At 73.3% G+C, this 25219-nt stretch carries 23 protein-coding genes and 3 pseudogenes; 7 read left to right on the forward strand and 19 right to left on the reverse strand.

The genetic code is table 11. The features are described from left to right. Positions 1-35 precede the first annotated feature (35 nt). From HUN59_RS00335 to treS, 13 genes are all read right to left on the reverse strand, one after another. Positions 36-845, reverse strand: coding sequence for an HAD family hydrolase (locus tag HUN59_RS00335; RefSeq protein WP_174777166.1), 810 nt, complete (start codon positions 843-845; stop codon positions 36-38). Further along, a complete protein-coding gene (locus HUN59_RS00340; RefSeq protein WP_217483595.1) occupies positions 842-3478 on the reverse strand; it encodes a phosphoribosyltransferase domain-containing protein in 2637 nt (878 codons plus the stop codon). Before HUN59_RS00340 ends, HUN59_RS00335 begins: the two co-directional genes overlap by 4 nt. Continuing rightward, the gene (locus HUN59_RS00345; RefSeq protein ID WP_174777168.1) at positions 3475-4656 is read right to left on the reverse strand and encodes an HpcH/HpaI aldolase/citrate lyase family protein; all 1182 of its coding nucleotides are present in this window, start codon (positions 4654-4656) and stop codon (positions 3475-3477) included. Before HUN59_RS00345 ends, HUN59_RS00340 begins: the two co-directional genes overlap by 4 nt. A 3-nt stretch (positions 4657-4659) precedes the next feature. Then, positions 4660-5130, reverse strand: coding sequence for a hypothetical protein (locus HUN59_RS00350; protein WP_174777169.1), 471 nt, complete (start codon positions 5128-5130; stop codon positions 4660-4662). A gap of 308 nt (positions 5131-5438) precedes the next feature. After that, positions 5439-5999 carry a TerD family protein gene (locus HUN59_RS00355; protein WP_174777170.1) on the reverse strand — a complete coding sequence of 187 codons (561 nt, stop codon included), beginning with the start codon at positions 5997-5999 and terminating at the stop codon, positions 5439-5441. Then, the gene (locus HUN59_RS00360) at positions 5996-6571 is read right to left on the reverse strand and encodes a hypothetical protein (protein WP_174777171.1); all 576 of its coding nucleotides are present in this window, start codon (positions 6569-6571) and stop codon (positions 5996-5998) included. Before HUN59_RS00360 ends, HUN59_RS00355 begins: the two co-directional genes overlap by 4 nt. An 18-nt stretch (positions 6572-6589) precedes the next feature. Further along, on the reverse strand, positions 6590-7810 hold the full coding sequence (locus HUN59_RS00365; protein WP_058740896.1) for a toxic anion resistance protein: 1221 nt from the start codon (positions 7808-7810) through the stop codon (positions 6590-6592). Between the two features lie 56 nt (positions 7811-7866). Next, on the reverse strand, positions 7867-8445 hold the full coding sequence (locus tag HUN59_RS00370; protein WP_058740895.1) for a TerD family protein: 579 nt from the start codon (positions 8443-8445) through the stop codon (positions 7867-7869). Positions 8446-8488: 43 nt separating this feature from the next. Then, the gene (locus HUN59_RS00375) at positions 8489-9070 is read right to left on the reverse strand and encodes a TerD family protein (protein ID WP_058740894.1); all 582 of its coding nucleotides are present in this window, start codon (positions 9068-9070) and stop codon (positions 8489-8491) included. 20 nt (positions 9071-9090) lie between these two features. Beyond that, entirely contained in the window at positions 9091-9678 is a 588-nt protein-coding gene (locus HUN59_RS00380; protein ID WP_174777172.1) for a TerD family protein, read from the reverse strand. Between the two features lie 62 nt (positions 9679-9740). After that, the gene (locus HUN59_RS00385; RefSeq protein ID WP_174777173.1) at positions 9741-10868 is read right to left on the reverse strand and encodes a DUF475 domain-containing protein; all 1128 of its coding nucleotides are present in this window, start codon (positions 10866-10868) and stop codon (positions 9741-9743) included. Between the two features lie 78 nt (positions 10869-10946). Beyond that, positions 10947-11663, reverse strand: a complete 717-nt coding sequence (locus HUN59_RS00390) for a 3'-5' exonuclease (protein ID WP_058740911.1) — start codon at positions 11661-11663, stop codon at positions 10947-10949. Between the two features lie 176 nt (positions 11664-11839). Further along, on the reverse strand, positions 11840-13552 hold the full coding sequence (gene treS / locus HUN59_RS00395; protein ID WP_058740891.1) for a maltose alpha-D-glucosyltransferase: 1713 nt from the start codon (positions 13550-13552) through the stop codon (positions 11840-11842). Between the two features lie 266 nt (positions 13553-13818). On the opposite strand from treS, the gene HUN59_RS00400 reads away from it, so the two are divergent. Then, positions 13819-14769, forward strand: a complete 951-nt coding sequence (locus HUN59_RS00400) for an alpha/beta fold hydrolase (RefSeq protein WP_174777174.1) — start codon at positions 13819-13821, stop codon at positions 14767-14769. Positions 14770-14774: 5 nt separating this feature from the next. Further along, complete coding sequence (locus HUN59_RS00405) at positions 14775-15854, forward strand: glycosyltransferase family 4 protein (RefSeq protein ID WP_174779308.1); 1080 nt, start codon at positions 14775-14777, stop codon at positions 15852-15854. A 112-nt stretch (positions 15855-15966) separates the two neighbouring features. On the opposite strand, the gene HUN59_RS00410 is transcribed toward HUN59_RS00405, so the two are convergent. The 3 genes from HUN59_RS00410 to HUN59_RS00420 form a co-directional block, all read right to left on the reverse strand. Next, positions 15967-16770 (reverse strand): hypothetical protein, encoded by an 804-nt coding sequence (locus HUN59_RS00410; protein WP_174777175.1) that lies wholly within the window; start codon positions 16768-16770, stop codon positions 15967-15969. 114 nt (positions 16771-16884) lie between these two features. Beyond that, positions 16885-17523, reverse strand: a complete 639-nt coding sequence (locus HUN59_RS00415) for a histidine phosphatase family protein (RefSeq protein ID WP_174777176.1) — start codon at positions 17521-17523, stop codon at positions 16885-16887. Next, positions 17520-18353: a Sir2 family NAD-dependent protein deacetylase gene (locus HUN59_RS00420; protein ID WP_058740909.1), complete on the reverse strand. Its 834-nt coding sequence runs from the start codon at positions 18351-18353 to the stop codon at positions 17520-17522. Before HUN59_RS00420 ends, HUN59_RS00415 begins: the two co-directional genes overlap by 4 nt. A gap of 74 nt (positions 18354-18427) precedes the next feature. Between HUN59_RS00420 and HUN59_RS00425 the strand changes: the two genes are divergently transcribed. Next, positions 18428-19246 (forward strand): TrmH family RNA methyltransferase, encoded by an 819-nt coding sequence (locus HUN59_RS00425; RefSeq protein WP_174777177.1) that lies wholly within the window; start codon positions 18428-18430, stop codon positions 19244-19246. 51 nt (positions 19247-19297) lie between these two features. Here HUN59_RS00425 and HUN59_RS00430 read toward each other — a convergent pair whose 3' ends face one another. Continuing rightward, on the reverse strand, positions 19298-20818 hold the full coding sequence (locus HUN59_RS00430; protein WP_174777178.1) for an AtzH-like domain-containing protein: 1521 nt from the start codon (positions 20816-20818) through the stop codon (positions 19298-19300). Continuing rightward, positions 20815-21951, reverse strand: coding sequence for an acetamidase/formamidase family protein (locus tag HUN59_RS00435; protein ID WP_174777179.1), 1137 nt, complete (start codon positions 21949-21951; stop codon positions 20815-20817). The genes HUN59_RS00430 and HUN59_RS00435 overlap by 4 nt, the downstream gene beginning before the upstream one ends. A 151-nt stretch (positions 21952-22102) precedes the next feature. On the opposite strand from HUN59_RS00435, the gene HUN59_RS00440 reads away from it, so the two are divergent. The 3 genes and pseudogenes from HUN59_RS00440 (at position 22103) to HUN59_RS19565 (ending at position 24710) form a co-directional block, all read left to right on the forward strand. Then, entirely contained in the window at positions 22103-23296 is a 1194-nt protein-coding gene (locus tag HUN59_RS00440; RefSeq protein ID WP_174777180.1) for a D-alanyl-D-alanine carboxypeptidase family protein, read from the forward strand. Positions 23297-23500: 204 nt separating this feature from the next. Beyond that, positions 23501-23866, forward strand: a pseudogene (locus tag HUN59_RS20030) (serine hydrolase domain-containing protein); the annotation flags it as partial. 139 nt (positions 23867-24005) lie between these two features. Next, the gene (locus HUN59_RS19565) at positions 24006-24710 is read left to right on the forward strand and encodes a hypothetical protein (RefSeq protein WP_254629952.1); all 705 of its coding nucleotides are present in this window, start codon (positions 24006-24008) and stop codon (positions 24708-24710) included. 16 nt (positions 24711-24726) lie between these two features. Here HUN59_RS19565 and HUN59_RS19570 read toward each other — a convergent pair. Beyond that, a pseudogene (locus tag HUN59_RS19570) lies at positions 24727-24906 on the reverse strand (SGNH/GDSL hydrolase family protein); the annotation flags it as partial. Between the two features lie 18 nt (positions 24907-24924). On the opposite strand from HUN59_RS19570, the pseudogene HUN59_RS19275 reads away from it, so the two are divergent. Beyond that, positions 24925-25219 (forward strand): annotated as a pseudogene (locus HUN59_RS19275) (SGNH/GDSL hydrolase family protein); the annotation flags it as partial.

Below are 25219 nucleotides of genomic sequence, written 5' to 3' on the forward strand. Positions count from 1 at the left end.
GCGCGCGTCCCGACTGCTCGGCCCGGTCGGCGCGGTCAGGCCCGCGCGACCGCCGCGGTGGCCAGCGCGACGATCTCCTCGCCGGCGCGCACGCCCGAGGCGTGCGTCACGGTGCAGTGCGGCGCGGTCCACCCGACGGCGTGGAGCTCGCCGTGCGCCGGCCGGAGCGCGACGTCCGCCCACGCGAGCATGTCCCGGTCGAGCAGCGAGTCGCCCGCGGCGACGGTGGTCGTGGCGCCGACACGCGCGGCGACCTCGGCGAGGGCACGTTCCTTCCGGATCGCCCGGGGCACCGCGTACAGCTTGCGGCCCTGGAGCGACACGACCCACCCGAGCAGGTCGAGCGCGGCGACGAGGTCCTGCAGCGCGGCGTCGGGCAGCGCCGCGCGGTCGACGACGGCGTAGACGAACAGCTCCTCGGCGCGGTAGTTCCGGAGCAGGGCGCCGGTGGGCAGGAGGCCCAGGAAGCGCTCCTCGGCCTCGGGGAGCGGCGCCGACGAGGACGCGATGTCCGACCGGAGGGACTCCGCCCATTCGGCGTCCGGCGTGCCGCCGTGCAGGATGACGGCCCCGTTCGTGGTGACCGCCCAGCCGTCCGTGGGCAGGGGCAGGCGGATCCGCCGGTACTGCGCCACGGTCCGGGTCGTCACCGGCACCACGGTCGCGCGTGTGCCGAGGGCGGCGAGGGCGTCCTCGGCGGGACGGGTCATGAAGGACAGGGGCGCGCCCTGGTACACCTCGGCGACGACGAGCGGTGGTGCCTGGTCGTCCGGGCCCTCGAGCAGCAGGGCGGCCGCGGAGTAGACGAGCGTGCGGTCGAGGTCGAACCCGACGACGGCGCTCACGGTGTGGCCGCCGTGACGGGCTGCTCGACGACCCGGCTGCCGAGCGGGTGGATGAGACCCACGCAGCTGTACGCCAGGTCCGGCCGGGTCACGACGGGCACGCCGCGTTCGCGAGCGAGGGCGACGACGTGTGCGACGTCGACGTCCTCGGGGTCGCGGACGAGCACCTGCCACGGGACGCGGCGGAGCAGCACGCGGGTCGTCTCGCCGACACCGGGCTTGACGAGGTGCAGGTCCTCGATGCCGTACTCGGCGCCGATCGCCTCGACGGTGCGCATGCCCCGCCAGTCCACCGCGCGGTCGGCGGCGGCCGCGGCCGCGGTGGGGGCCTGCGCCGCGTCGGTTGCCAGCGCGGCGATCACCCGGGGGCGGACGGCGTCGAACCGGTCCTCGATCGCGGCCACGAACGCTCGCGAGTGGTCGCGGTCGCCCAGGTGCCGGTACTGCTTCGCACCGTGCAGCGTGCCGAGCGGCGTCACCGACCGGTTGAACACCGTGCGCGAGACCAGGCCGGACACCGTCGAGTTGAGGCACGCCGACGGCACGAGGTAGTCGTCCCGGGTGCCGTGTAACGGCGTGCATCCCGCCGGGTCGGCCAGGACGGCGAGGTCGTCCCGGAACCGGACGCCGTCGGTCTCCGCGAACCGGTCGAGCGCGGCCGTGAGCTCCCGGGTGATCGCGCCCTTGCCGGTCCAGCCGTCGACGAAGACGACCTGGTCGGGGTCGTGGTGGGCGGCGAGCCACCGGAGCGCGGTCTCGTCGATGCCGACGCCGCGGACGATGCTCGCCGTGACGTGGGGGAGCAGCACGCCGTGGTACCGGGCAGCCCAGCGGCGGACGAGGATCCCGATCGGGGTCCCGGCCCGGGCGAGGGACACGAGCACCGGACGCTCCCGGTCGTGCAGGACGAGCTCGGTCACGGTGCCGACCGCCTCGGCCACGCGGTCGGCCGAGCGGTGCAGCGCGTCCTCGTAGAGCCGCTCGTAGGCGGGCGACGGCACGTACTCGACGGGCAGCGACTCGGCGTAGTTGGCGCCCTCGAGCTGGATCGCGCGCTCCCGGTCGGCGGTGTCGGCCTCGAGCGCGACGTCGGCCAGGTCCTGCAGCAGCCACGTGACGTCGTCGGGCTCGTACGACCCGAACGACGGCCCGGTCAGCGGACGCGGCCCGGTGTCGGCGGGGGAGCCGCCGGACCGGTCGAGCGCCGACTCGACGAGGACCACCCGGGGCGTCACCGCGGCCAGGGCGGAGAGGAGGCCGTCGTCGCCGTCGAGCAGCGCGCGGTCCGTCCCCGGCTCGGGCAGCACGACGATCGCGTCGAAGCCGCGGACGTTGTAGGCGTACCGCTCACCCGGACCGTCGACGGTCCGTTCGCGCGACCGGAACCCGATCCCGGACCGCACCGGCCACGCGGGGTCGTCGAGCACGGCGACGGGGGAGCGGGTGGTGGTCGAGGACGTCACGTCCAGCCCGGTGCGCCGGAGCGCGTCCGCCACGACGAGCGGCGTGTGCATGTGTTCCTCGGCGCCGAGCACGAGCACGCGTCCGGGTGCGGCCCCGAGCAGGGACCGGAGGTCGGCGGCGGTGCCCTCGACGTCGGTGCGCGGCAGGCGGGTGCGGCTCGCGGGGACGCCGGTGCGGTCCGTCGCGGTCGGTGCGGCCCGCAGGGTGGTCACCTCGGCGGCCGGCCGGGAGGCACGGGGTGCGTCTGTCGGGTCGTCCCCTGTCCCGACGTGGCTGGCGCTGTCGGCGCTGACGGCGCCGGGGCTGAGGTCGACGGCGTGGGCCGCGATGAGGTCGGCGGCCGCCTGCGGCAGGCCGTCGGGCAGCGAGACCGCGCCCCGCCCGAGCGCGACGACCGTCACGGGCGCGCCGAGCTCGTCACCGAGGGCGTCGGTGGCCGCGACGTCCGCCGGGGTCCGGAGGTCGACCAGGGTCGCCACCACCCAGCGTCGCTGCGGTGCGAGGGCGTGGAGCGCGCGGATGGTCGCTCGGGCGGTCGCGCCCGTGCTCAGCTCGTCGTCCACGAGGACGACCGTGCCGTCGCCGGGGAGCCAGTCCGGGTCCTCCGGCAGCAGTCGGTGGGCGGTCGCGTGCGAGTGGGCCTCGTCGAAGCCCGCCGCGGCGACGGCACCCTCGGGGTCGTGCCGCGTCGAGTGGAGGGACCGCGCGCCGAGGGTCTCGGCGACCATCGCGCCGAGGGCGGTTGCGGTCTCCGCGAAGCCGAGAACGAGGACGTCCGGGTGGTCCGGGCGGTGGACGGCGAGGTCGGTGCGGAGCATGGTCGCGGCGCGGTGCCGGTCGGCGCGGTCCCGTTCCCCGTCCGTGGTGGCCGTCGGCAGCAGGGCCGTGAGGCGACCGATCGTCGCGTCGTCGACCCGGTGTCCGTCGTCGAGGACGTCAGCGACGCGGGCGCCCAGGACCTCGCCGGCGGCGAGGGCCACGGCCGGCACCGTGGGGACGTGCTTGGCGAGGACGGTCGAGACGAGCAGGTGCGCGCGCTTCGGGTTCCGTCGGAGGGCGACGCGCACGAGCTCGCCGAGCGGGACGGTTGCGGTCCTGTCGGGGGCGTCGGTGTCCTTCGGCGCGTCGCTGAGCACGACCCCGAGGTCGGCGGGCGTGGGCAGGGTCACGGCAGGCTCCGTTCCAGCAGGTCGACGAAGGTCACGTCGGGTGCGGCCACTCCGAACGCACGGGCCCGGAGCAGCGTGCGCTCGGCCCACTCGTGGTGGGGCTTCATCTCGTTCATCTTGTTGCCGTAGCGCGATGCCGCCGCACCGCCCGAGGTGTTCGCGAGCACGTCCTCGGCGTCGGAGAACTCCTCGTCGCTGACGACCGACATCGCGTGCACGAGGGGCACGTGCCGGGGATGGATCACCGTCTTGCCGGTCAGGCCGTTCGCGCGGTCGAGCGTGACCTCGCGCAGCAGCCCGTCGAAGCCCTCGAGCAGCAGCTGCCGGCGGAGGGCGAGGTCGCCCGCCTGCTCGAACGGCGTCGAGCGGAGCTGCGTCCGGAAGACCCGGTCCGAGTCGGGGTAGTGCTCCCACACCGGGCCGGCGACCACGAACCCGTCGCCCGAGCGACCGAGGACGTTCACGACCTCGCCGATCACGGACGCCAGCACCTGCACGTCGTACACCGTGAGGTGCGACGGCCGCCGGAGCCCGTAGACGCTCGACAGGTCGGTCGCGCCGATGCGCACCGCGAGGACGTCGCGCCGCCTGTCGACCAGCACGTCGCGGATCGCGGTGAGGGCGTCGGTGCGGGTCTCGCGGTGGATGATCGACGGCGACTCCAGGATGGGCATCACCACGAGCCGGTGGTCGTCCGGGCGCCCGGCGTTGCAGTCGTCCAGGACCCGGAACCAGCGGTCCCCGACGCCGTCCTGCGCCTCGAACTTCGGCAGCACGATGCCGGTCAGGACGTCGAGCGCCCCTGGTCCGACCCGGTCGGCGAAGCGCGCCAGGTGCTCGGCGTCACGGACGCGGACGAACAGCTGCGGGAGCGTGTCGGGGTCCTCCGACCGCGCGAGCTCGCGGAGCGCGGCGTCGACGTTGTCCTCGGCGCGGGGCAGGTCCGCGTCGGCGACCGAGTCCTCGAGGCAGAGCACGATGGAGGCGGCCCCGAGCTCCCGCTGCCGGCGGACGTCACGGACCAGGTCCGGACGGATCCCCGGTGTGTACAGCGTCGCGCCGAGGGCGACCGCACGGAGGGCCGTGTCGCTGCTCCGGGTGACGTCCTCGGGCGGCTGCCGGAAGAACGCCCGGTGCCCGTCCGGATCGCTCCGTTCGAGCTCGGCGAAGTGGCGCACGGGTCAGGCTCCGATCGACGGTGCGGAGAGGGTGAACCCGAAGGCGGCGAAGACCTCGCCGTCGTGCGGGGCCCGGGGGAACGGTTCGGCGCGGAGTTCGAGCTCCCCGTCGACGACCGACAGCGCGAGGATCGTCGTCGTGTCACCAGTGCCGGGATCGACCGCGAGGGTGGTGCCGTCGTGCAGTGCGACGGTCATCCGCTCGGCGCCCCTCGCGATGAACAGCGCACGGCGCAGACTGCGGACGTGCCGGAGCGCGACGAGGGCGACACCGTCGTCGAACCCGACGAGCGGCCGGTTGCCCGGGGTCTGGACGGCTCGCCCGGCGGTGGCGCCGTCGACGGTCGCCGCGCCGACGACGTGGTCGGTGCTCTCCCAGACCGTGCTCGTGCAACCGGCGACGACGAGGCTCCCGACGGCGGAGCGTCGACGGTCGACGCGGACGACGGGCGTCCCGGCGTCGAGGACCTGCACGTCGCGCGGGTCGGCAGCCGGGAACGGACGGACCCGTCGAGCGCGGGCAGCGAGCCTGGCGGCGACGCGCGCCGACGGGCCGGTCGACGTCGGTGTGGGGGCGGACCCCGGACTCGGCACGGACGGCGTGCGGGGGACGGAGGGCGTCGTCCGCGCCGTGGGGCCGGACAGGGTCAGCCCGGTCCCCCGGGTCGGGGCGCCACCGTCCGTCGGTCCTGCGATCGGTGGCGTCGCCGCAGCGCGCTGCGTGCCGGCCGTGTCCCGCGGCACCGGTGGGACCCGCCGCCGGAGGTACGGGTGCGCCGAGGTCATCGCCGCCGACCGATGCCGTGGTCGTTCCGGAGCCCCGTGAGCCCCGTCGTGTAGCCCTGGCCCACCGCGCGGAACTTCCAGTCCGTCCGGTGCCGGTACAGCTCGCCGAGGATCACGGCGTCGATGGTGTGGTTGCGGTCCGACGGCAGCGCGAAGGACACCAGTTCGCGGCCGTCCGGCGCGCTGACGCGGATCGACATCGAGCGCACCGAGCCGAGGTCGCCGGGGGAGCGGCGGTCCGGGTCGAGGTACACCGCGAAGACGATCTTGTCGACGACGTCCGGCACCGACCCGAGGTCGACGTCGATCTCCTCGTCGTCGGACTCGTCGAGGTACGCGACGGAGGCGTCGGCGCTCTCGAGCTGGTTGAAGAAGACGAGGTCCTCGTCGGAGAGCACGAGTCCGTCCGCGCCGCACACGAGGGCGACGGGCACGAGCTCGGCCGACGGACCACGGCTGACGATCTGGTCCCACGCGATGCCGACGACGACCGCCGTCAGGCCGGGGTTCTCGGCCGTCAGCGCGGCGTTCGCCCCGGGGACGAGCCGCCCGCTCACGAGTCCGCTCCGCGGAGTCGCAACCCCGGATCGCCGTCACCGAGACGCTCCCGCAGGAAGCGGCCGTGGGTGGAGAGCTCGGCGATGGCGCCGCTCCGGATCTGTTCGTGCATGTCCTCCACCGTCTCCGCGACGACGTCGAGCTGGTCGGCGAGCGTCCGGGTGGCGTCGCTGTCGTCGCGCCGGTCCGCCGCGGGCAGCGAGCGGTACGTGCGGACGGGTGTGGGCAGGTAGTCGTCGACGACGGCCTGGAACAGGTAGCGCTGCTCCGTCGAGGCGCCGCGGGCGACGGTCGTGTCGGCGGCCTCGCGCAGGAGGTCCTCGACGTGGCGGATCCGCGAGGCGATCACCGTCGGCAGGTCGGCTCCCGCGGCACGGACGAACGCGCGCAGGTCGTCGAGCCCGGCGGCGACGGCACGGTCGTCCGCCGAGCCGCCGGCACCGCGGACGTCGATCCGGGCCGCGGCGGCCGCAGCCGCTTCTTCGGGCGTCGACGTCCGGTGCCCGTCGTCGTGCCGGTGGTCGGCACGGTCGTCGTCCCGGCCGAAGAGCGCCCGGAAGCGGTCACGCACGGCGCGGGGCCGTGGAGGTCATCGGGCGACCGACCGGGGGTCGTCGTCGCTCTGCCGCGCGCGCTCCAGGTAGGGCTTCGCCCGCTGGATGCCCGCCTCGAGCGCGCTCACGGTCGACGACATGTTCTTCGCCGCCTCGGAGCGGAAGGAGTCGATGGCGTCCATCGTCTGGAACACGTTGTCGAACGCACGCTGCAGGGTCTCCACGCTGACGCCGGAGTTCGTCGCCTGCTGGTGGATCCGCGTGGTCTGGTCGCGGAGCATCTCGCTCGTCTGCAGGATCATCGCGTTCGTGGTGTTGTTCACGGCGTCGATCTGGTCGAGCACCATGCGCTGGTTCGCGAGCGCCTGGGCGACGACGACCGCGGTGCGGAGAGCCGCGACGGTCGTGGTGCGCGCTCGCTCGACGCCCTTGATGAGCTCGGTGTTGTTCTTGCGGACGAGGTCCATGGCGAGGTACCCCTGCACCGAGACCGCGAGCTGCGTGAGGATGTCCTGGTGCCGTTGGCGCACCGGGAACAGCACGTCGGACTCGAGCTTCTGCGCTTCGTCCACGCGGCCGGCGTTCCGCAGCGACTCGACCTTCGTGACGGCCGCCTGGTCGAGCGCCTTCGCGAAGACGGCGTACTCGCTCAGCTGCTGCATGGTCTCCCACAGCTGGACCTTCTCGTCGGCGAGCGTCGCGTTGTCCTTGCGGAGCTCGTCCTGGCCGGCCATGAGCGACTTGATGATGCGGTCGAGCTGCGTCTGCGCGGACTCGTAGCGCTGGAAGTACTTCGCGAGCTTGTTGCCGCCCGGGATCATCCCGAGGATCTTCCGGCCGGTGCTGAGGTCGGCCTGGTTCGGGGTCAGGTCCTCGACGGTCGAGCGGAGATCGCCGAGGGTCGTCGCGACCTTCACCTGCGCACTGTCGCCCGTCCGGCGGGCCCCCGCGACCGAGGACTGCGACCGCTCGAGCATCCGCGACGAGAACCCGCCGGACCGGGCGATCTCGCTGCTCGCGATCTGGTTGATGCCGTCGACCTTCTCGCCGAAGGCCGGGGAGCGCGGGTCGAGCGCGGCGACCTCGTCGACGAACTCGCGCGCCTGCGCCGCGATCTGCGCCTGCCGCTCGGCGTCGACCGGCACCATGCCGGGGGCGTCGTCGGGCGTGATCGTCTCCGCCGCGTCGGCCGGCCGCAGGACGAGGGCGTCCTCGGACGAGTCAGCGGGCTCCGGCGGTGCGAGGGGTCCGGGCATCGGTGTCTCCTGGGTCGTTCGAAGGGGTCGCGAGGTCGCGGGTCGAGGGGAGCGGCTCAGCCGAGCTGGACGCCGAAGTCGGTGGCGATGCCGGCGAGGCCGGTCGTGTAGCCCTGGCCGACGGCGCGGAACTTCCACTCGGCACCGTTGCGGTACAGCTCGGAGAAGATCATCGCCGTCTCGGGCGCCGCGTCCTCGGACAGGTCGTAGCGGACGATCTCGTTGCCGTCCTGGTCGAGCACGCGGGAGTACGCGCTCCGGACCTGGCCGAAGTTCTGCCGCCGGGCCTCGCCCTGGTCGATCGACACCGCGATGACCACGCGGACGACGTCGGCGGGGAGCGCCTGCAGGTCGACGGTGATCTGCTCGTCGTCTCCGTCGCCCTGACCGGTGCGGTTGTCGCCCTGGTGCGCCACGGCACCGTCGACGCTGCGCGGCTGGTTGTAGAAGATGAAGTCGGCGTCCGAGCGGACCTTGCCCGACTCGCCGAGCAGCAGCGCCGACGCGTCGAGGTCGAACTGCTCGCCCGAGGTCGTGCGCGGGTCCCAGCCGAGGCCGACCGTCGCGACGGTCAGCCCGGGGCTCGTCTTCGTGAGGGAGAGGTTGTTGCCCTTGGCGAGGGAGAGTCCAGCCATGATCGGGTCCTTCCAGGTGGTGCTGTCGGTGCGGATGCGGAGGTCAGTCGAGGACGACGCCGAAGTCGGTCGCGACGCCCCGGAGTCCGGTGGCGTAGCCCTGGCCGACGGCGCGGAACTTCCACTCACCGTTGTACCGGTAGATCTCCGCGAAGATCATGCCGGTCTCCGACGCGGCGTCCTCGGTGAGGTCGAAGCGCACGACCTCGTTGCCGGTCTCGTCGTTCACGACCCGGCAGAAGGCGCCGCGGACCTGCCCGAAGTTCTGCCGACGGGCGTCCGCCTGGTCGATCGTCACGACGATGACGACCCGCTCGACGTCCGCGGCGACAGCGTCGAGGTCGATGAGGATCTGCTCGTCGTCGCCCTCGCCCTCGCCGGTGCGGTTGTCGCCCTGGTGGACGACCGAGCCGTCGTTCGACTGCAGCTGGTTGTAGAAGATGAAGTCGTCGTTCGAGCGCACCCGGCCGTTCGCGCCGACGAGCAGCGCGGAGGCGTCGAGGTCGAACTGCTCACCGGCGGTCGTGCGCGGGTCCCAGCCGAGACCGATCATCGCGCGCCGGAGACCTGGGTCGGTCTTGGTGAGCGAGAGGTTGTTGCCCTTGGACAGCGAGAGGGTCGCCACGGAGGTCTCCTGTTCCCTGATCAGAGGGCCGCGGCCGCGGGGGCGACCAGGTCCTGGACGGTGCGGCCGTTCGCCCGCTCGCCGATCGCGCTGAACGACCAGGCGGCCGAGCCGCGGGCCACCTTCGCCATCACCATGGCGGTGTGCGGTCCGGACTCCGTGAGCTCGTAGCGCACGACCTCAGGTGCACCGGCGGTGGAGTCGTCGACGACCCGGCAGAACGCGTTCTTGACGCTGTCGAACGTCTGGCGGCTGTAGCTGCTGATCACGAACACGATCTGCGCGACGGCGGGGTGCACGGCGCTCAGGTCGATGCGGATCGTCTCGTCGTCGCCCTCACCGGCGCCGGTGAGGTTGTCGCCGGTGTGCTGGGCGGAGCCGTCCTTGCTGCGGAGCTGGTTGAACCAGACGTAGTCGATCGGCGCGCCCTGGGCGTCGAAGAAGATCGCCGAGGCGTCGAGGTCGACCTCCGCCTCTTTCCGGCCGCCGAACAGCCCGCGCTTCGCGGCGACGGCGTCCCACCCGAGGCCGAGGCGCACGCGCGTCAGTGCGCTGCCGTCCTGTTTCGTGAGGGAGAGCGACTGGCCCTTCTGGAGGCTGAGTCCCATGGTGTGACCTTTCGTTGGAGCAGTTCGGTGTCGTCCGCGCGGGACCAGTGTCGTCGCGCGGATCAGTGGACGAGCTGGGCGGGTTCCGCCGGCTGCTCGGCCGCGGCCTTGCGGCGGTTCCGGACGACGGAGGAGATGAAGGCGGCGAGGATGAAGACGACGCCGATCAGGCCCGTGACCACCTCGTTGACCTCGGTCGTGATCGTGACGAGCAGGATCACGGCGAGGGCGCCGATCGCCCAGTGCGCGCCGTGGTCGAGGTACTCGAACTCGTCGAGCGTGCCCTGGCGGACGAGGAACACCGTGAGCGAGCGGACGAACATCGCGCCGATGAGGCCGAGGCCCAGGGCGATGATGATCGGGTCCGCGGTGATCGCGAACGCGCCGATCACGCCGTCGAACGAGAACGACGCGTCGATGACCTCGAGGTACAGGAACAGCAGGAACGCCGCACGACCGGCCACGTGCCCGAGGCGGCGCTTCTGCACGATGCGGTCGGCCTCGGCGACCATGTGGTCGGTGCTCTCGAGCGCATCGCCCTCGTCCTCGGGGTCGTCGACGTCGAAGAGTCCGCCGAGTCCGGTGACGAGGAAGTAGGTCACGAGTCCGGCGATGCCGGCGATGAGCACGACGCTCTGGTGGTCGCCCGAGGACACCGCGAAGACGGCGAGCAGCACGAGGGCGACGACGACGTTGACCATCGGGAGCTTGCCGATCACGTGCAGCGGGCGCTCGAGCCACTTCAGCCACAGGATGTCGCGGTCCTCGAACATGAAGTCGAGGAAGATCATCAGCAGGAACATCCCGCCGAAGGCCGCGATCTGCGGGTGCGCCTCGTGCAGCAGGTAGGCGTACGTGCCGGGCTCGTCGATCGGGCCCTTCTCGAGCGCGAGCTGGACGGCCTCGACCGGGTTCAGCTGCGCCGTGATGCCGACGATGAGGAGCGGGAAGAGCACACGCATGCCGAACACCGCGATGACGATGCCCACGGTGAGGAACATCTTCTGCCAGAACGGGCTCATCCGCTCGAGGATGCGCGCGTTCACGACGGCGTTGTCGAAGCTCAGGCTGATCTCGAGCACACCGAGGATGAGCGTGATCACGACGGCGGTCCAGCTGCCGTAGATCAGCGCCGTGGCGAGGGCGAGGACGGTGATCACGAGGGACCACCCGAAGGTCTTCAGGAACACGTGCGGCGGTCTCCCGGTCGGTGCGTCGTCGAGCAGGGGCTGAGGACGTTCGCAGTCGAACGAGCCCCCGCGGCGATGCTACATGCTCGGCGCCGTCCCGCGGTGGGGCCAGCGGCCGTCCGCGGTGAACGCCGGATCGCGTTGCTTCCGCATGTACTCCTGGAACGAGGACGCCTGGTCGGCGCACCACCCGACCTGCTTCCGGTGGAGCTCCTCGGCCGAGACGCCGAGCTCCTCCGGGTACTTCGCGGCGATGGCCTGCGCCACCCTTCCCGCGGCGACGGCGTCGGCCCCGGCGTCGTGGGCGTCGTCGAGCTGCACGCCGTAGAGCGCCGACGCGGCCTCGAGCGTGCGCTTGCCCTTGCGGTAGGTGTCGAGCGCCTTGTCGATCACGAGCGGGTCGACGACGTTGCCGACCACGGGGGAGGGCAGGCCGTGCCGTCGGGCCTCGCGGTCGAGCACCGTGAGGTCGTACGGGGCGTTGTAGATGACGAGCGGGATGCCGCGGGCGAACACGGCCTCGACCGCGGCGATCACCTCGGCCACGACCTCGCCGGCGGGACGGCCCTCGGCCTGCGCCCGCTCGGTGGTGTAGCCGTGCACCGCGGCGGCGCCCTCGGGGATCGCGATGCCCGGGTCGGCCACCCACGCGCCCTCGACGATGGAGCGTCCGGTCATGTCGATGAGCCCGACGTGCGCGGTGACGATCCGGGCGGTCTCGACGTCGACGCCCGTGGTCTCGAGGTCGAACACGCCGAGTGCGTGCCACCAGGGGCGACCGGAGAGGTCCTGCACCGGGGCGCCCGGAGCGGACGTGTCGGTCACTGCTGCGGAGTACGTCACGTGCCGAGGCTAGCCGTACGGTCCGACACGACCGACCGCGACCCGCCCGCCGGACCCGAGCCGTGCCTCCAGGCGGGTGCCGGCACCACCCACCGGACGCGACCGCGACCGACGGACCGGTCCGCTCCCTACTGCGCGACCGGCCGCCCGACGTGCAGCCAGTAGAACGACTGCGTCCCCATCGTCAGCGTGACGTTCCCCTCGTCGTCGAACGACGGGAACGACCCGCCGCCGAACAGGTCGTACAGCGGCCGTCCCGCGAACTCCGGCGCCGACACCGTGACCGACGTCGGGTTCGTGGCGAACGAGAACACGCACAGGACGTCCTCGGCGCTCGGCCCGAACTGCTGCCCGGAGCCCTCCCACGAGCGGACGAACGCGAGCACCGACTCGTTGTCGGTGTCCTGCACGTGCAGGCTGCCCATCCCGAACACCGGGTGCGCCTTGCGGACGTGGATCACGTTCCGCACCCAGTGCAGCAGCGAGCGGGACTGCGCGAGCTGCGCCTCGACGTTCACCTGCGCGTAGTTGTAGACGAGCGACTGGACGACCGGCAGGTAGAGCTTGCCCGGGTCGGCGGTCGAGAACCCGGCGTTCCGGTCCGGTGTCCACTGCATGGGCGTGCGCGACGAGTCGCGGTCGGGCAGCCAGATGTTGTCGCCCATGCCGATCTCGTCGCCGTAGTACAGGAACGGCGAGCCCGGCAGCGAGAACAGCAGCGCGTGGATGAGCTCGAGTTCCGCGCGGGAGTTGTCGAGCAGCGGCGCGAGGCGACGGCGGATGCCGATGTTCGAGCGCATCCGCGGGTCGTAGCCGTACCAGCCGTACATCGCCTGGCGGTACTCCTCGCTGACCATCTCGAGGGTCAGCTCGTCGTGGTTCCGGAGGAACACGCCCCACGCGGCCTTCTCCGGGACGTCGAGCGTCTCGGACAGGATCGCCTTGAGCTCGGCGGCGTGCTGCGCGCGCAGCGAGTAGAAGATGCGCGGCATGACCGGGAAGTCGAACGCCATGTGGCACTCGGGCTCCTCGTCGGTGCCGAAGAACGCGGCGGTCTCGCGGGGCCACTGGTTCGCCTCGGCCAGGAGTACGCGGCCGGGGTACTCGTCGTCGACCATCGCGCGGAGCTTCTTGATGAACTCGTGCGTCTCCGGTTCGCCCTCGCCGTTGCCGTCCTCGGACTGGAACAGGTACGGGATGGCGTCGAGCCGGAGCCCGTCCACGCCCATGTCGAGCCAGTGCCGGACGACGTCGTAGACGGCCTCGACCACCGCGGGGTTCTCGTAGTTGAGGTCGGGCTGGTGCGAGAAGAACCGGTGGAAGAAGAACTGTCGACGGACCGGGTCGAACGTCCAGTTCGACTCCTCGGTGTCCACGAAGATGATGCGGATGTTCTGGTAGTGCTCGTCGGTGTCGCGCCAGACGTAGAAGTCGCCGTAGGGGCCGTCCGGGTCCTCGCGGGACTGCTGGAACCACTCGTGCTGGTCGCTCGTGTGGTTGAGCACCATGTCGATGACGATGCGCATGTTCCGCTCGTGCGCCTTCGTCACGAGTTCGCGGAAGTCGTCGAGGGTGCCGAACTCCGGCAGGATCGCCTTGTAGTCCTGGATGTCGTACCCGCCGTCGCGCATCGGCGACTGGAAGAACGGCGGCAGCCACAGGGCGTCGACGCCGAGCCACTGCAGGTAGTCGAGCTTGCCGATGACGCCCTGGATGTCCCCGATCCCGTCGCCGTTCGAGTCGACGAACGAGCGGATCATGCACTCGTAGAAGACCGAGCGCTTGTGCCACTGCGGGTCGAGCGTGAGTCCGGGCAGCTGGATCGGGGCCGTGAACGTCAACCGTGCTCCTCGTCGAAGGTCGGCGGGCCGGCGGCGTGGCCCGTCCCCGCCACAGTAGGCGCGCGGCCCTGCGACTGTCCGCGGGTTGCGCGGGTCGCGTTCGGTCGCGTTCCGTCGCGTGCGGTCCGCCGGCCTGGAGGCACGGGGCGCGTCGCCGGGGCGGGCTGCGGTCCGGTGCGTGGTCCGGTTCGTCTGGGTGGGCTGCGGTCCGGTTCGTCGGGGTGGGCTGCGGTCCGGGGCGTGGTCCGCTTCGTAGACTGGCCGGGATGCGAGCGCCCGTGATCTCCCCGTACCAGTCGCTGACGGCGTCGACGCCGGTCGTGCACCGCTCCGTCGTGGTCGACGGCCGCACCACGCACTACTGGGAGTACGGGCCGGCCGACGCGCAGGAGACGGTCCTGGCCGTCCACGGGTTCCGCGGCGACCACCACGGCCTCGAGACGATCGCCGCCCACCTGGTCGGCAAGCGGGTGCTCGTGCCGGACCTGCCCGGCTTCGGGATCTCGGACCCGCTGCCCGTGTCGGACATCGACGGCTACGTCGGTTGGCTCACCGGCTTCCACCGAGCCCTCTGGCTGACGCGGGACACCGTCGTGCTCGGCCACTCCTTCGGCTCGATCGTCACCGCGGCTGCCGTCGCCGCCGGGCTCGGCACGCGGCTGCTCGTCCTCGTGAACCCCATCGCCGCGCCGGCGCTCCAGGGGCCGCGTGCCGTCGCCACCGGCATCGCGATCGGGTACTACCGCGCGGGGGCCCTGCTGCCGCGGCCGCTCGGGCTCGGGCTGCTCCGGAACCGTGCGATCGTCCGGGCGATGAGCGTCGCGATGCTCAAGAGCCACGACCGCGACCTCCGCCGCTGGGTGCACGAGCAGCACGACCGGTACTTCTCGGCGTTCGCGGACCGCACGAGCGTGCTCGAGGCGTTCCGCACCTCGGTCACGCACGACGTGTCGGAGTACGCCGACCGCATCGACGTGCCCGTCCTGCTCGTCGCAGCGGAGCACGACGACATCACCGCGGTGCCCGAGCAGCAGGCCCTCGCGGCCCGGCTGCGGGACGCCGAGCTCGTGGTGGTCCCGGGCGTCGGACACCTCGTGCACTACGAGACCCCGGGCGCGGCGGCGGACGCCGTGCTCCGGCGGATGGCCGACCGACCGCGTCGCGCGGGGCACCCGCGGCGGACCGGGTCCGGCCGGGCGGACGGGGCGACCTCGTGACGCGCCTGCGGATCGGCATCGACTGCCGGTACGTCCGCATCGGGCGGCACGACGGCATCAGCCGCTTCACCGCCGGCATCGCGGCGCACCTGCCCGACCGGCACGACGCCGTGCTGCTCGTGCACGACGAACGGCAGCTCGAGTCGCTGCCGTCCGGACTGCCGTGGGAGCTCGTCCCGGCGCCGACCGACGCGGGGGAGCCGTTCGTCGCCCGGGTCGTCAACCGGCTCGGCCTGGACGCGGTGTTCTCGCCCATGCAGACCATGGGCTCGCGCGGCCGGCGGTACGCCCTCGTGCTGACCCTGCACGACCTCATCTACTACCGGAACCGCACGCCCCCGCGGGAGTTCTCGTGGCCGATCCGGCTCGGCTGGCGGCTCTTCCACCTCAGCTGGGCGCCGCAGCGCTTCCTGCTCGACGGCGCCGACGGCGTGGTCACGGTCTCGCGCACGACCGCCGGCCTGATCACGGAGCACCGGCTCACGAAGCGCCCGGTCACGGTCGCGTACAACGCGGCGGACCCGGCGGAACCGCGCGACCCGGCGGCCGGGCGGCAGCGTTCCCTCGTCTACATGGGCTCGTACATGCCGTACAAGAACGTCGAGACCCTGGCCGCCGCGCTGCCGCTGCTCGGGCCGGACTGGACGCTGCACTGCATGTCCCGGGTGTCCGACGCCGACCGACTGCGGCTCGAGCGGCTCGCACCGGCGGGTTCGATCGTGTGGCACGACGGCGCGTCCGACGAGGAGTACCTCGCGACGCTGCGGTCCGCGACGGCACTCGTCACGGCGTCCCTCGACGAGGGCTTCGGCATCCCGCTCGTCGAGGCGATGGGTGTCGGCACACCGGTCGCGGTGAGCGACATCCCGATCTTCCGTGAGATCGGCGGCGACGCCGCGGAGTACTTCGACCCGTCGTCGCCCGCGGCCGTCGCCGCCGCCGTCCGTCGGCTCGAGGAGCGCTGGGACACGGCGTCGGCGGCGTCGCTGGAGCAGGCCGCGCGGTTCCGCTGGGCGGACTCCGCCGAGCAGGTCGTGCAGGCCGTCGAACGTGCGGTGACCGACCGGGCGCGACGCCGCGGCTGACGGTCGCCCGAGCCGGACCGCGTGCACGGCGCGTCACTGCGCCCGGCGTGGACCGCTGCGCACCATTCGGGGCGTGGTCCGCCGCGCTCCGTGCTCGGTGTGGTCTGCCGTGTCACCGGTCGGCGGCGGTGACCGTCGCTCCGGGGAAGACGGCGTGCGTCCGCTCCGACGCGGTCGCGACCACGGCGTCGAGCGCTGCTCCGGTCCCGCCGGTCACCACGACGACCCGCTGGAGTGCCGGGTCGTCCGCCGTGCGTTCCGGCCCGGAGGAGGAGCGCACCGCCACCACGCCGCCGATGTCCGCGACCGAGCGGGCGACCTCGAACCGCTGCCGGCTCACGGTGGCGTCCGCGGACACCCCGACGTCGAGCGCCCCGATCCGCGCGATCGCCGTCACCCGGACGCCGTTGCCGCCGGCGTCGGCCGCGGCGGCGCTCAGCCGCGTGACCACGTCGACCTGCTGACCGGGGGAGAGCGCGGTGTCGACCACGACGACCGCGGCCACGTCGTACGCCGCGAAGGCCTGCTTGTCGGTGGTCGGGTCCTGGACCGCCTGCACGCCCGGGACCGCGCTGGCGTCGGCGCGGAACCGGTCGAGGGCCGCCTGCGGCTGCGGGAACACCCCGCCGACGCCGTTCTGCACGCTGCCGACGATGGTCGACAGCACGACGGCGATCACGACGCCGGCGACCACGAACCCGAGCAGCACGAGGGACCCCCGTCGCAGGCGCTGCGCCCCGGTGACCGCGCGGACCGCCGCCGTGTCCGGTCCGAACGCGCGGTCCAGGTCGTCGTCGGAGGCGTGCCGACCCGAGTCAGCGGCGGCGTGCCGACCCGGGACCGCGGCGGCGCGCCGACCGTCGGGCAGGGGGCGTTCGGACCACGGTGGGTCGTCGTCGGTCCGCCTGGCGTCCATGCCGTCCCCCTCACACCGTCCGGGTCGGGCGGCCCGGGAGCCGGCCGTCCGTGCAGCGGAGCGTAGTCCGGCGACGGTCAGAGGGTTGCGGGTTCCGCGGGACGCCGTCGTGGGTCAGCCGCGGCGCTCCAGCGGGTTCTGCTCCGCGAACGACTCGTCGCCGGTCAGCTCGGAGACCTCGTCCAGCGGGTCGTCGAACCGGACGAGCTCGGCGCGGAAGCGCTCGGGGTCCCAGCGGAACGAGTGCACCGACCCGTTGCGGATGGGCGTCGACCAGCGGTCCGCGGTGCCGGGAGCGGCGGCGTTGACGAGTGCCCGGATCACCGCGCCGTGCGTCGCGACGACGACCGACCCGGCGTCGAAGCGGACCGCGATCTCGCCGAGGGTCTCGGTGGCGCGGGCGAGGAGGGCGCTCCGCGACTCACGTCCGGGGACGACGTCGTCCGGGTAGCGCTCGACGACTTCGGAGTCGGTGAGGCCCTCGGCTTCGCCGTAGGACCGCTCGGCCAGGCCCGGGTAGGTCGACGGGACGTCGAGCCCGAGGTGGGCGGCGATGATCGACCCGGTCTCGTACGCGCGCGAGAGCGGCGACGCGACGACGGCGTCGAAGGACCGACGCGCGAGGAGTGCTGCGGCCGCGGCCGCCTGGGAACGGCCGGTGGCGTTGAGCGGGATGTCGGTGGAGCCCTGGATGCGGCGCTGCGCGTTCCAGTCGGTCTCGCCGTGCCGGACCAGGGTGAGGAGCGTCGTCACCCGTCGATCATCGCAGACGGCAGCAGACGCGCTGCCAGGGCCTCGAGCGTCTCGGTGGTCCCGCCGTCGATCTTCACCGCTGCTCGCCGGTCGCTGCGGGTGGTGCCGCGGTTCACGATGACGACCGGGTGCTTGCGGCGCGTGGCGTGGTCGACCAGGCGGACGCCGGAGTTCACGGTGAGGGACGACCCGACGACCAGGAGCGCGTCCGCGTCGGCCACGATCGACACGGCCTCGCGGAACTTCTCGGCCGGCACGAACTCGCCGAAGAACACCACGTCGGGCTTCAGCACCCCGCCGCACACCGAGCAGTCGGGCACGCGGAAGCGCTCGACGTCGGTGATCTCGACGTCACCGTCCGGCTGCAGCTCGACGTTCCCGGGTTCGTCGATCCACGGGTTCTCGCGGTCGAGCACGGCGGCGAGGTCGGCGCGTGAGAAGACCTGCCCGCACGTCAGGCACACCGCGCGGTCCATCGAGCCGTGGATCTCGACGACCCGGCGCGACCCGGACCGCAGGTGCAGGCCGTCGACGTTCTGCGTGACGACCCCGGTGACGAGCCCCGCTCGCTCGAGCGCGGCGAGGGCGCGGTGCCCGGCGTTCGGACGTGCCGCGGCGAACGAACGCCACCCCAGGTGCGAGCCGGCCCAGTACCGCTGCCGCTTCGCGGCGTCGGAACGGAACTCCTGGAAGGTCATCGGCTTGCGGACCACCCGGCCGTCGCCGCGGTAGTCGGGGATCCCGGAGTCGGTGCTCAGCCCCGCCCCGGACAGCACCGCGATCCGCTTGCCCGCGAGGAGCTCGACCACGCGGTCCAGCTCGGCCTGCATCGGGTCGGTCAGCACGTCGTCCACGGTACCCTCAACAGCCGACCGCCCAGCCGCCTTCCCACGAAACGAGCCCCGTGCACCCTGTCCGCATCGACACCCTCGACGACCCGCGCCTCGACGACTTCGCCCGACTGACCGACGTGGCGCTCCGACGGGTCTCCGAGCCGGAGGGCGGGCTGTACATCGCGGAGTCGAACACGGTGATCGAGCGCGCGGTCCGGGCCGGGCACGTGCCCCGGAGCGTCCTCGTGCAGGAGAAGTGGCTCGACAGTGTGCTGCCCCTGGTGGCGGACCACGAGGGCCCGGTCTTCGTCGGACCCGACGCCCTGCTCGAGCAGCTCACCGGGTTCGCCATGCACCGGGGCGCCCTCGCCTCGATGCACCGTCCGGAGCTGCCGAGCGTCGCGGACGTCGTGCGGGACGCCCGGCTCGTGGTCGTGCTCGAGGACATCGTCGACCACACGAACGTCGGTGCCGTCTTCCGGAGCGTCGCCGGACTCGGCGCCGACGCGGTGCTCGTCAGCCCGCGCTGCGCCGACCCGCTCTACCGTCGGAGCGTCCGGGTCAGCATGGGCACCGTCCTGCAGGTGCCGTGGGCCCGCATCGGCGACTGGCCCGCCGCCGGCGACGACCTCCGCGCGCAGGGGTTCCACCTCGCCGCGATGGCGCTCACCGACCGCTCGGTGGACCTGGACACCTTCGTGCAGGACGTCCCCGAGCGGATCGCGCTCGTGATGGGCACCGAGGGGCAGGGCCTCACGCCCGCGGCGATCGCCGCCGCCGACACGACCGTCCGGATCCCGATGGCGCACGGCGTCGACTCGCTCAACGTGGCCGCGGCGAGCGCCGTCGGCCTGTGGGCGGTCGCCCACGCGCAGCGGGCGGCCCGCTAGGCACCCATCCGGTCGGCGGGCAGCAGCACTGGCCGGGAGGATCGTGGCGGGTCAGGCGGGCAGCCACCGTCCGACGGCGGTCACCAGGGCGCGGTCCGTGTCCGGCCCGCCGGTCAGGCACCCCCCGACGGGCGCGCCGTCCACGGTGAGCACCGGCGCGCTCACCGACGGGAGGCCGCCGACGCTCGCGAGCGCGGTCATCGCGGTCGTCGCCGTCCGGACCCGCTCGAGCTCGACCGCGTCGGCGGCGAGCGCGGGAGCCGGGCCGGGCACGGTCGGCGCCAGGAACGCGCGGTCGTGCAGCGCGTCGCGGATCGCGGCCCGGACGACGGGGAAGCGCTCGCGCGCCGCCGCCACCTGGTCGGCCGGAGCGGCGGCGGCCGCGGCGAACCGTCCACCGACGACGGCGCCGAGCGCTCCGGGGTGCGCGGCGATCCAGTCGCCGTGCACGGCCGTGGCCTCGGCGCCCTGCACCAGCCGGAGCAGCTCGCGCAGCTCGTCGAGCGCGGGGAGCCCGAGCGCGGCGAGGGAGGTCTCCGGCACGTCGGGCCCGACCGCGGCGCGGAAGGCGTCCCGCGTCGCCGGGTCCGCGGCGTCGAGCAGGTCCGTCAGGACCACCGGGTCGCCGACCGGCTGTCGGGCGGTGTCGTCCGGCACCGAGGCGTCGAGCGCGCGGAGGAGCGTGTCGGCGTCCCGCGTCAGCCATCCGACGGTGTCGAACGACGGCGCGAGGGGCAGGAGTCCGGCCCGGTCGACGAGCCCGTGCGTCGTGCGGAGGCCCCACAGCCCCTGGTAGGACGCCGGGACCCGGATCGAGCCGGCCGTGTCGGTGCCCAGTCCGATGCCGGCCGTCCCGGAACGGACGGCCGACGCTGAGCCGCTGGACGATCCTCCCGGCACGGCGGTCGGGACCGCCCCGTTGGGTGGGGTGCCGTGCGGTTCGTTGCGTCCCGTGAGCGCGTAGGCGAACTCGTCGGTCCGCGCGATGCCGCGGATCGACGCGCCGGCGGCGAGGAGCGCCGCGACGGCGGCCGCTGCCGTCGCGGCGGGGACCGACTCCCGCAGGTACGTGGGGTTCCCGGCACCGACGGGGTGCCCGGGGACGGCGTAGAGGTCCTTCACGGCGACGGTCTCGCCGTCGAGCGGGCCGGTCCCGGTCGGGGCGACGAGCGGGTCGCCGAGCACGCGCCAGACCGTGGTGTCGAACGCCCGCGGGCGTCCGGTGACGTGCGCCGCCTCGATCCGCCACGTGCCGTCCTGGCGGCGCCACAGCTGGGTCTGCAGGCCGGAGCCGCCCGCGTCGAAGGTGGACACGGCGACGACCAGGGCGAGGTCGTCGGCGAGCGGTCGGACCTCGACCCGGGTCAGGGTCCGGCTCGCGACCCCACCGCGCGCGCCGCGGAAGGCGCTGATCGCGTCGTGGCCGACGAGCAGACCGCGGTCGTCGCCGCGCAGGGTCGTGGGGGAGCGGACGAAGGCGTCGTCGAGCGCGGCGAGGTCGTCGGCGGCGAGGGCGCGCTCGTAGGCGTCCAGGGCCTCGAGGAGCCCGGCAGGGGCGTCCGGCCCGCTCACCGGAGGTCCTCGAAGTCGGCCTTGCGGATGCGGGCGTGCGCCCCCGTGACGAGGTCGACCACCTGCGAGACGTTGAAGTCGGTCGCGGCGCTGAGGTACGCGTACGCCAGGTGCGGCTCCATGCCGTAGCGGGCGCCGAGGATCGCGATCGCGTGCCGGACGCAGGCCCGGACGGCCTCGTCGAGGTCGGGGTCCATGCCGGTCGGGACGAGGAACTCGTGCGTCTCGACGAGCGGCCACACCAGGTCGCCGAACCGCTGGACCGCCTCGGCAGCGGGCGTCAGGTCGAAGCGCAGCGTCGCACGGAGCGAGGCCTTCATCGCGGTGAGCGCGACCTCGCCGTCCCCCTGCGCGAAGTGCGGGTCGCCGACGTACACCGACGCGCCCGGCACGAGCACGGGCAGGTGCAGCTGGGCTCCGGCCTGCAGCAGGTTGACGTCGACGTTCCCGCCGTGCCGCCCCGGTGGGACCGAGTGGAGCCGTTCGCCCGGGGTCGCGACACCGGTGATGCCGAGGAACGGGGCGAGCGGGAAGCGGGCGTACCGGTCGCGGGACTCGGTGAGCGGGATGCGGCCGAGCAGCCCGTCCGGTCCGGGGACGACGTCCGCGAAGACGCTCACGGTCGTGCCGTCGACCGGGTACTCGCCGTGCAGCGCGCCGCGGCCGTGCCGGTTCGACACGACCCCGTACGGGACCCGGGGCAGCGTCTCGAGCACCGTGACGGTCAGGACGTCCCCGGGCTCTGCGCCCTCGACCGCGATCGGGCCGGTGACCACGTGCGGTCCGTCGTGCTCCGGGTCGCGGCGAGCGGCACGGACCACCACGACCGCGTCGTCGAGGACGTGCTCGCGGGGCACGCCGTGCCGGGCGAAGAACGCCACCGGGTCGTTGCCCTGGTCCGGCAGGAGCCCCTCGTGGCTGAGCGTGTCGATCGTCACCTCGGCACCGGACGGCACCGTCATCACCGTGCGGTCGGCGTCGCTCGGCAGGCGTCCCCACAGCGCCTGCCCCGGGTCGACCGGCAGGTACCGGTCGGAGCGGACCGGACCCGTGCCCGGTTGCAGGACAGGCACGGCGGGGGCGGACGAGGACGGCGGCACGGGCGCGGTGCCCGGGGTGGATCCGTGGAGCATGTCCGTCACGGTAGGGGGCGTCCGGGGCCGCACCGGGCCGTCCCGCCGATGTTTTACACGTTCGTCACACGCGGCACCAGGTCACGCCCCGGTACGCTCCTGTGCCGTGCCAGCAGTCGTCCGTCGCCCCCGCTCCGCCATCAGGAGGCCCGTGACGATCACCGTCGTCGCCGTCCTCGTGCTCGTCGTCGGGTTCCTCGTCGCGGCGGCCGTCGTGCCGTTCGCCCCGGCGAGCGCGCGGACCACGACGTACGCCGCCCCGACCTCGACGCTGCCGGCGCTGTCCTTCCCTGGCTACGGCGCGACCGCGGTCGAGGCCACCGACTTCCCGGAGAGCCTGCGGACGAGCGGGGACCGCCGGGCCCGGTCGATCGCGAGCATCTCGAAGGTCGTGACCACGCTCGTCGTCCTCGACGCGAAGCCGCTCCGACAGGGCCAGGCGGGACCGACGATCACGTTCGACGCGCAGATGCAGGGGCTCTACGCGACCTACGCGGCGCAGAACGGCGAGGTCGCCCCGATGCCCGCGGGGCTGCAGCTGTCGCAGTACCAGACCATGCAGGTCATGCTCATGAAGTCCGCGAACAACTACGCCGGCGCGCTCGCACTCTGGGCGTTCGGCTCGATGGACGCCTACCAGCGCGCCGCGACGACCTGGTTGCACGCGCACGGGCTCGACGACACCACGATCCACGAGCCGACGGGCCTGGACCCGGGCAACACCTCGACCGCGACCGACCTCGTCGACCTCGGGCAGCTCGCACTCGCGGACCCCGTGGTCAAGGAGATCGTCGGCACCGCGCAGGCCACGGTCCCCGGCGCCGGGCAGATCGAGAACTCGAACAAGCTGCTCGGGATGGACGGCGTCGAGGGCATCAAGACCGGAACGCTCGACCAGGCCGGCGCCTGCCTGCTGTTCGCCGCCACCTACGAGCGGGGCGGCCGGACCGTCACGGTCGTCGGGGCGATGCTCGGCGGGGTCGACCACGACTCGCTCGACGTCGACGTCCAGCGGCTCCTGCGCTCGGTCGCCGACAACTTCCAGGTCGTCACCCTGACGCACGCCGGGCAGACGTTCGGGACGTTCTCGACGCCGTGGCGGGACGAGGCCGACGCCGTCTCGGCGAAGGCGGCCGAGGTCCTGGTCTGGGGACGGACCACCGTGACCGCGAAGACCACGCTCGAGCAGCTCACCTTCGGCGCCGCGGGGGAGCGGGTCGGGCGTGTGCGCTTCACGATCTCCGATCACGACCCGGTCACCGTGCCGCTCGTCCTCGAACGCGGGATCGAGGACCCCGGCGTCTGGTGGCGCTGGACGAACCCGTTCCAGGGCACCGCCGCCTGACCCCGAGCACCGCGTAGTGTCGGCGGGGTGACGACGACGTTCCCCCGGTCCACCCCGTCCGCCCTCGGCATCGACGCACGCGGGGTGTCCGCGTTCCTCGACGCCCTCGAGACCACTCCGGGCGTGGAACCCCACTCGTTCCAGTTGCTCCGGCACGGGCAGCTCGCCGCTGAGGGCTGGTGGGCGCCGTACGCGTCCGATCGCGTGCACCTGCTCTACTCGCTGAGCAAGAGCTTCACCGCCGCCGCCGTCGGCACCGCGGTCCGGTCGGGCCTGGTCGACCTCGACGGAACCGTCCTGTCGTACTTTCCCGAGCTCGACGCCGACGTCACCGACGAGCGCAGCCGGCGCATCCGCGTGCGGCACCTGCTCGCGATGGCGTCCGGGCACCGCGAGGAGGCCCTCGAGCGCGCCCGCGCCGCCGACCCGACGAACCTCGTCCGCGGGTTCCTCCTGACGCCCCCGGACGAGGAGCCCGGCAGCGTCTTCGCCTACAACCAGCCCTGCACCTACACGCTCGCGGCGATCGTCCGACGCGTGACCGGCGGTTCCCTGGTCGACTGGCTCCGCCCGCACGTCCTCGACCCCCTCGGGATCGAGGACCTCGCCTGGAAGATCGACGAGACCGGCGCCGAGCTCGGCTTCAGCGGCTGCTACGCCCCGACCTCGGCCGTCGCCGCACTCGGGCAGCTGTACCTGCAGGGGGGGCGTGTGGGAGGGCCAGCGCATCCTCGACGAGGACTGGGTGGCCGCCGCGACGAGCGCCCAGGTCGCGAACCCGGACGAGGAGAACGTCGACTGGCGGCAGGGCTACGGCTTCCAGTTCTGGATGGCCCGGCACGGCTTCCGCGGCGACGGCGCCTACGGCCAGTTCTGCGTCGTCCTGCCCGAGCAGGACGTCGTCCTCGCCCTGACCGGGCAGAGCACCGACATGCAGGCCGTCCTCGACGCGGCCTGGCAGCACCTGCTGCCCGCCGTCGATGCTGTGGACACAGACGCTGCGGACACCGACGTGGCAGCCGACACCGCCCTGGAGGCACGGCTCGCCTCCCTGGGGCTGCCGCCCGTCGAGGGGGTGGAGCTGCACGACGACGCGGACGGGTCCTACGCGGCGACCGGCGTCGCCGACGGGGTGCGTCTCGCGCGTTCGGGCGACGGCTGGCGCGTCACGGTGGAGGTCGACGGCGGCACGCTGACGTGCCCGGTCGGTCAGGGCACGTGGGCGGTCGAGGGTCCGCTCGCCGCGAGCGGGGCCCGCCGGCGCGAGGGGGTCGTCGCGGTCGACGTCCGTTTCGTCGAGAGCCCGCACCGGCTCCGCCTCCGGCTCGACACCGGCACCGGTACGGCGACCTCGTCGTGGGCGACGCAGCCGTTGCACGACGGACCGCTGACGCTCCGGCGCCCGGCCGACTGATCGGCCGTCGCCCGGGCTAGGGCGTGTCGGAGCGGTGCTCGACGACGTCCTGCAGCTCCGGGCGCTTCGGGGAGACCCCGTCGCCGGAGGACGTGTGCCGGATCCGGCGCACCACCCACGGCACGAGGTACTCGCGCGCCCACCCGAGGTCCTCGACGCGGGCCTCGCGCCACGGTCGGGCCTCGAGCGGCTCCGGAGCGACGGTGCGACGGTCGTGCTGTTCACCGGCCCCGACGTCGGCATGACCCCGGTGCTCGGGATGGTCCGCGGCAAGACGGCGATCTACAACGAGAACCTGCACGCCATCGCGCTGAAGCACGGGGCGCTCGTCGCCGACATGTGGGCGCTCCGGGTGCTCCGGGACCCGCGGATGTGGGCGCCGGACCGGTTGCACCACTCCCCCACGGGCCACGCCACCGTCGCCGCGGCCGTGCTCGACACCCTGGGCGTCGACCACGGGCTGGAGCCGTTCGTGCCGGAGCCGCTCGAGGCCCGACCGTGGCGCGAGG

It is taken from the genome of Curtobacterium sp. Csp2 (genome assembly GCF_013347165.1).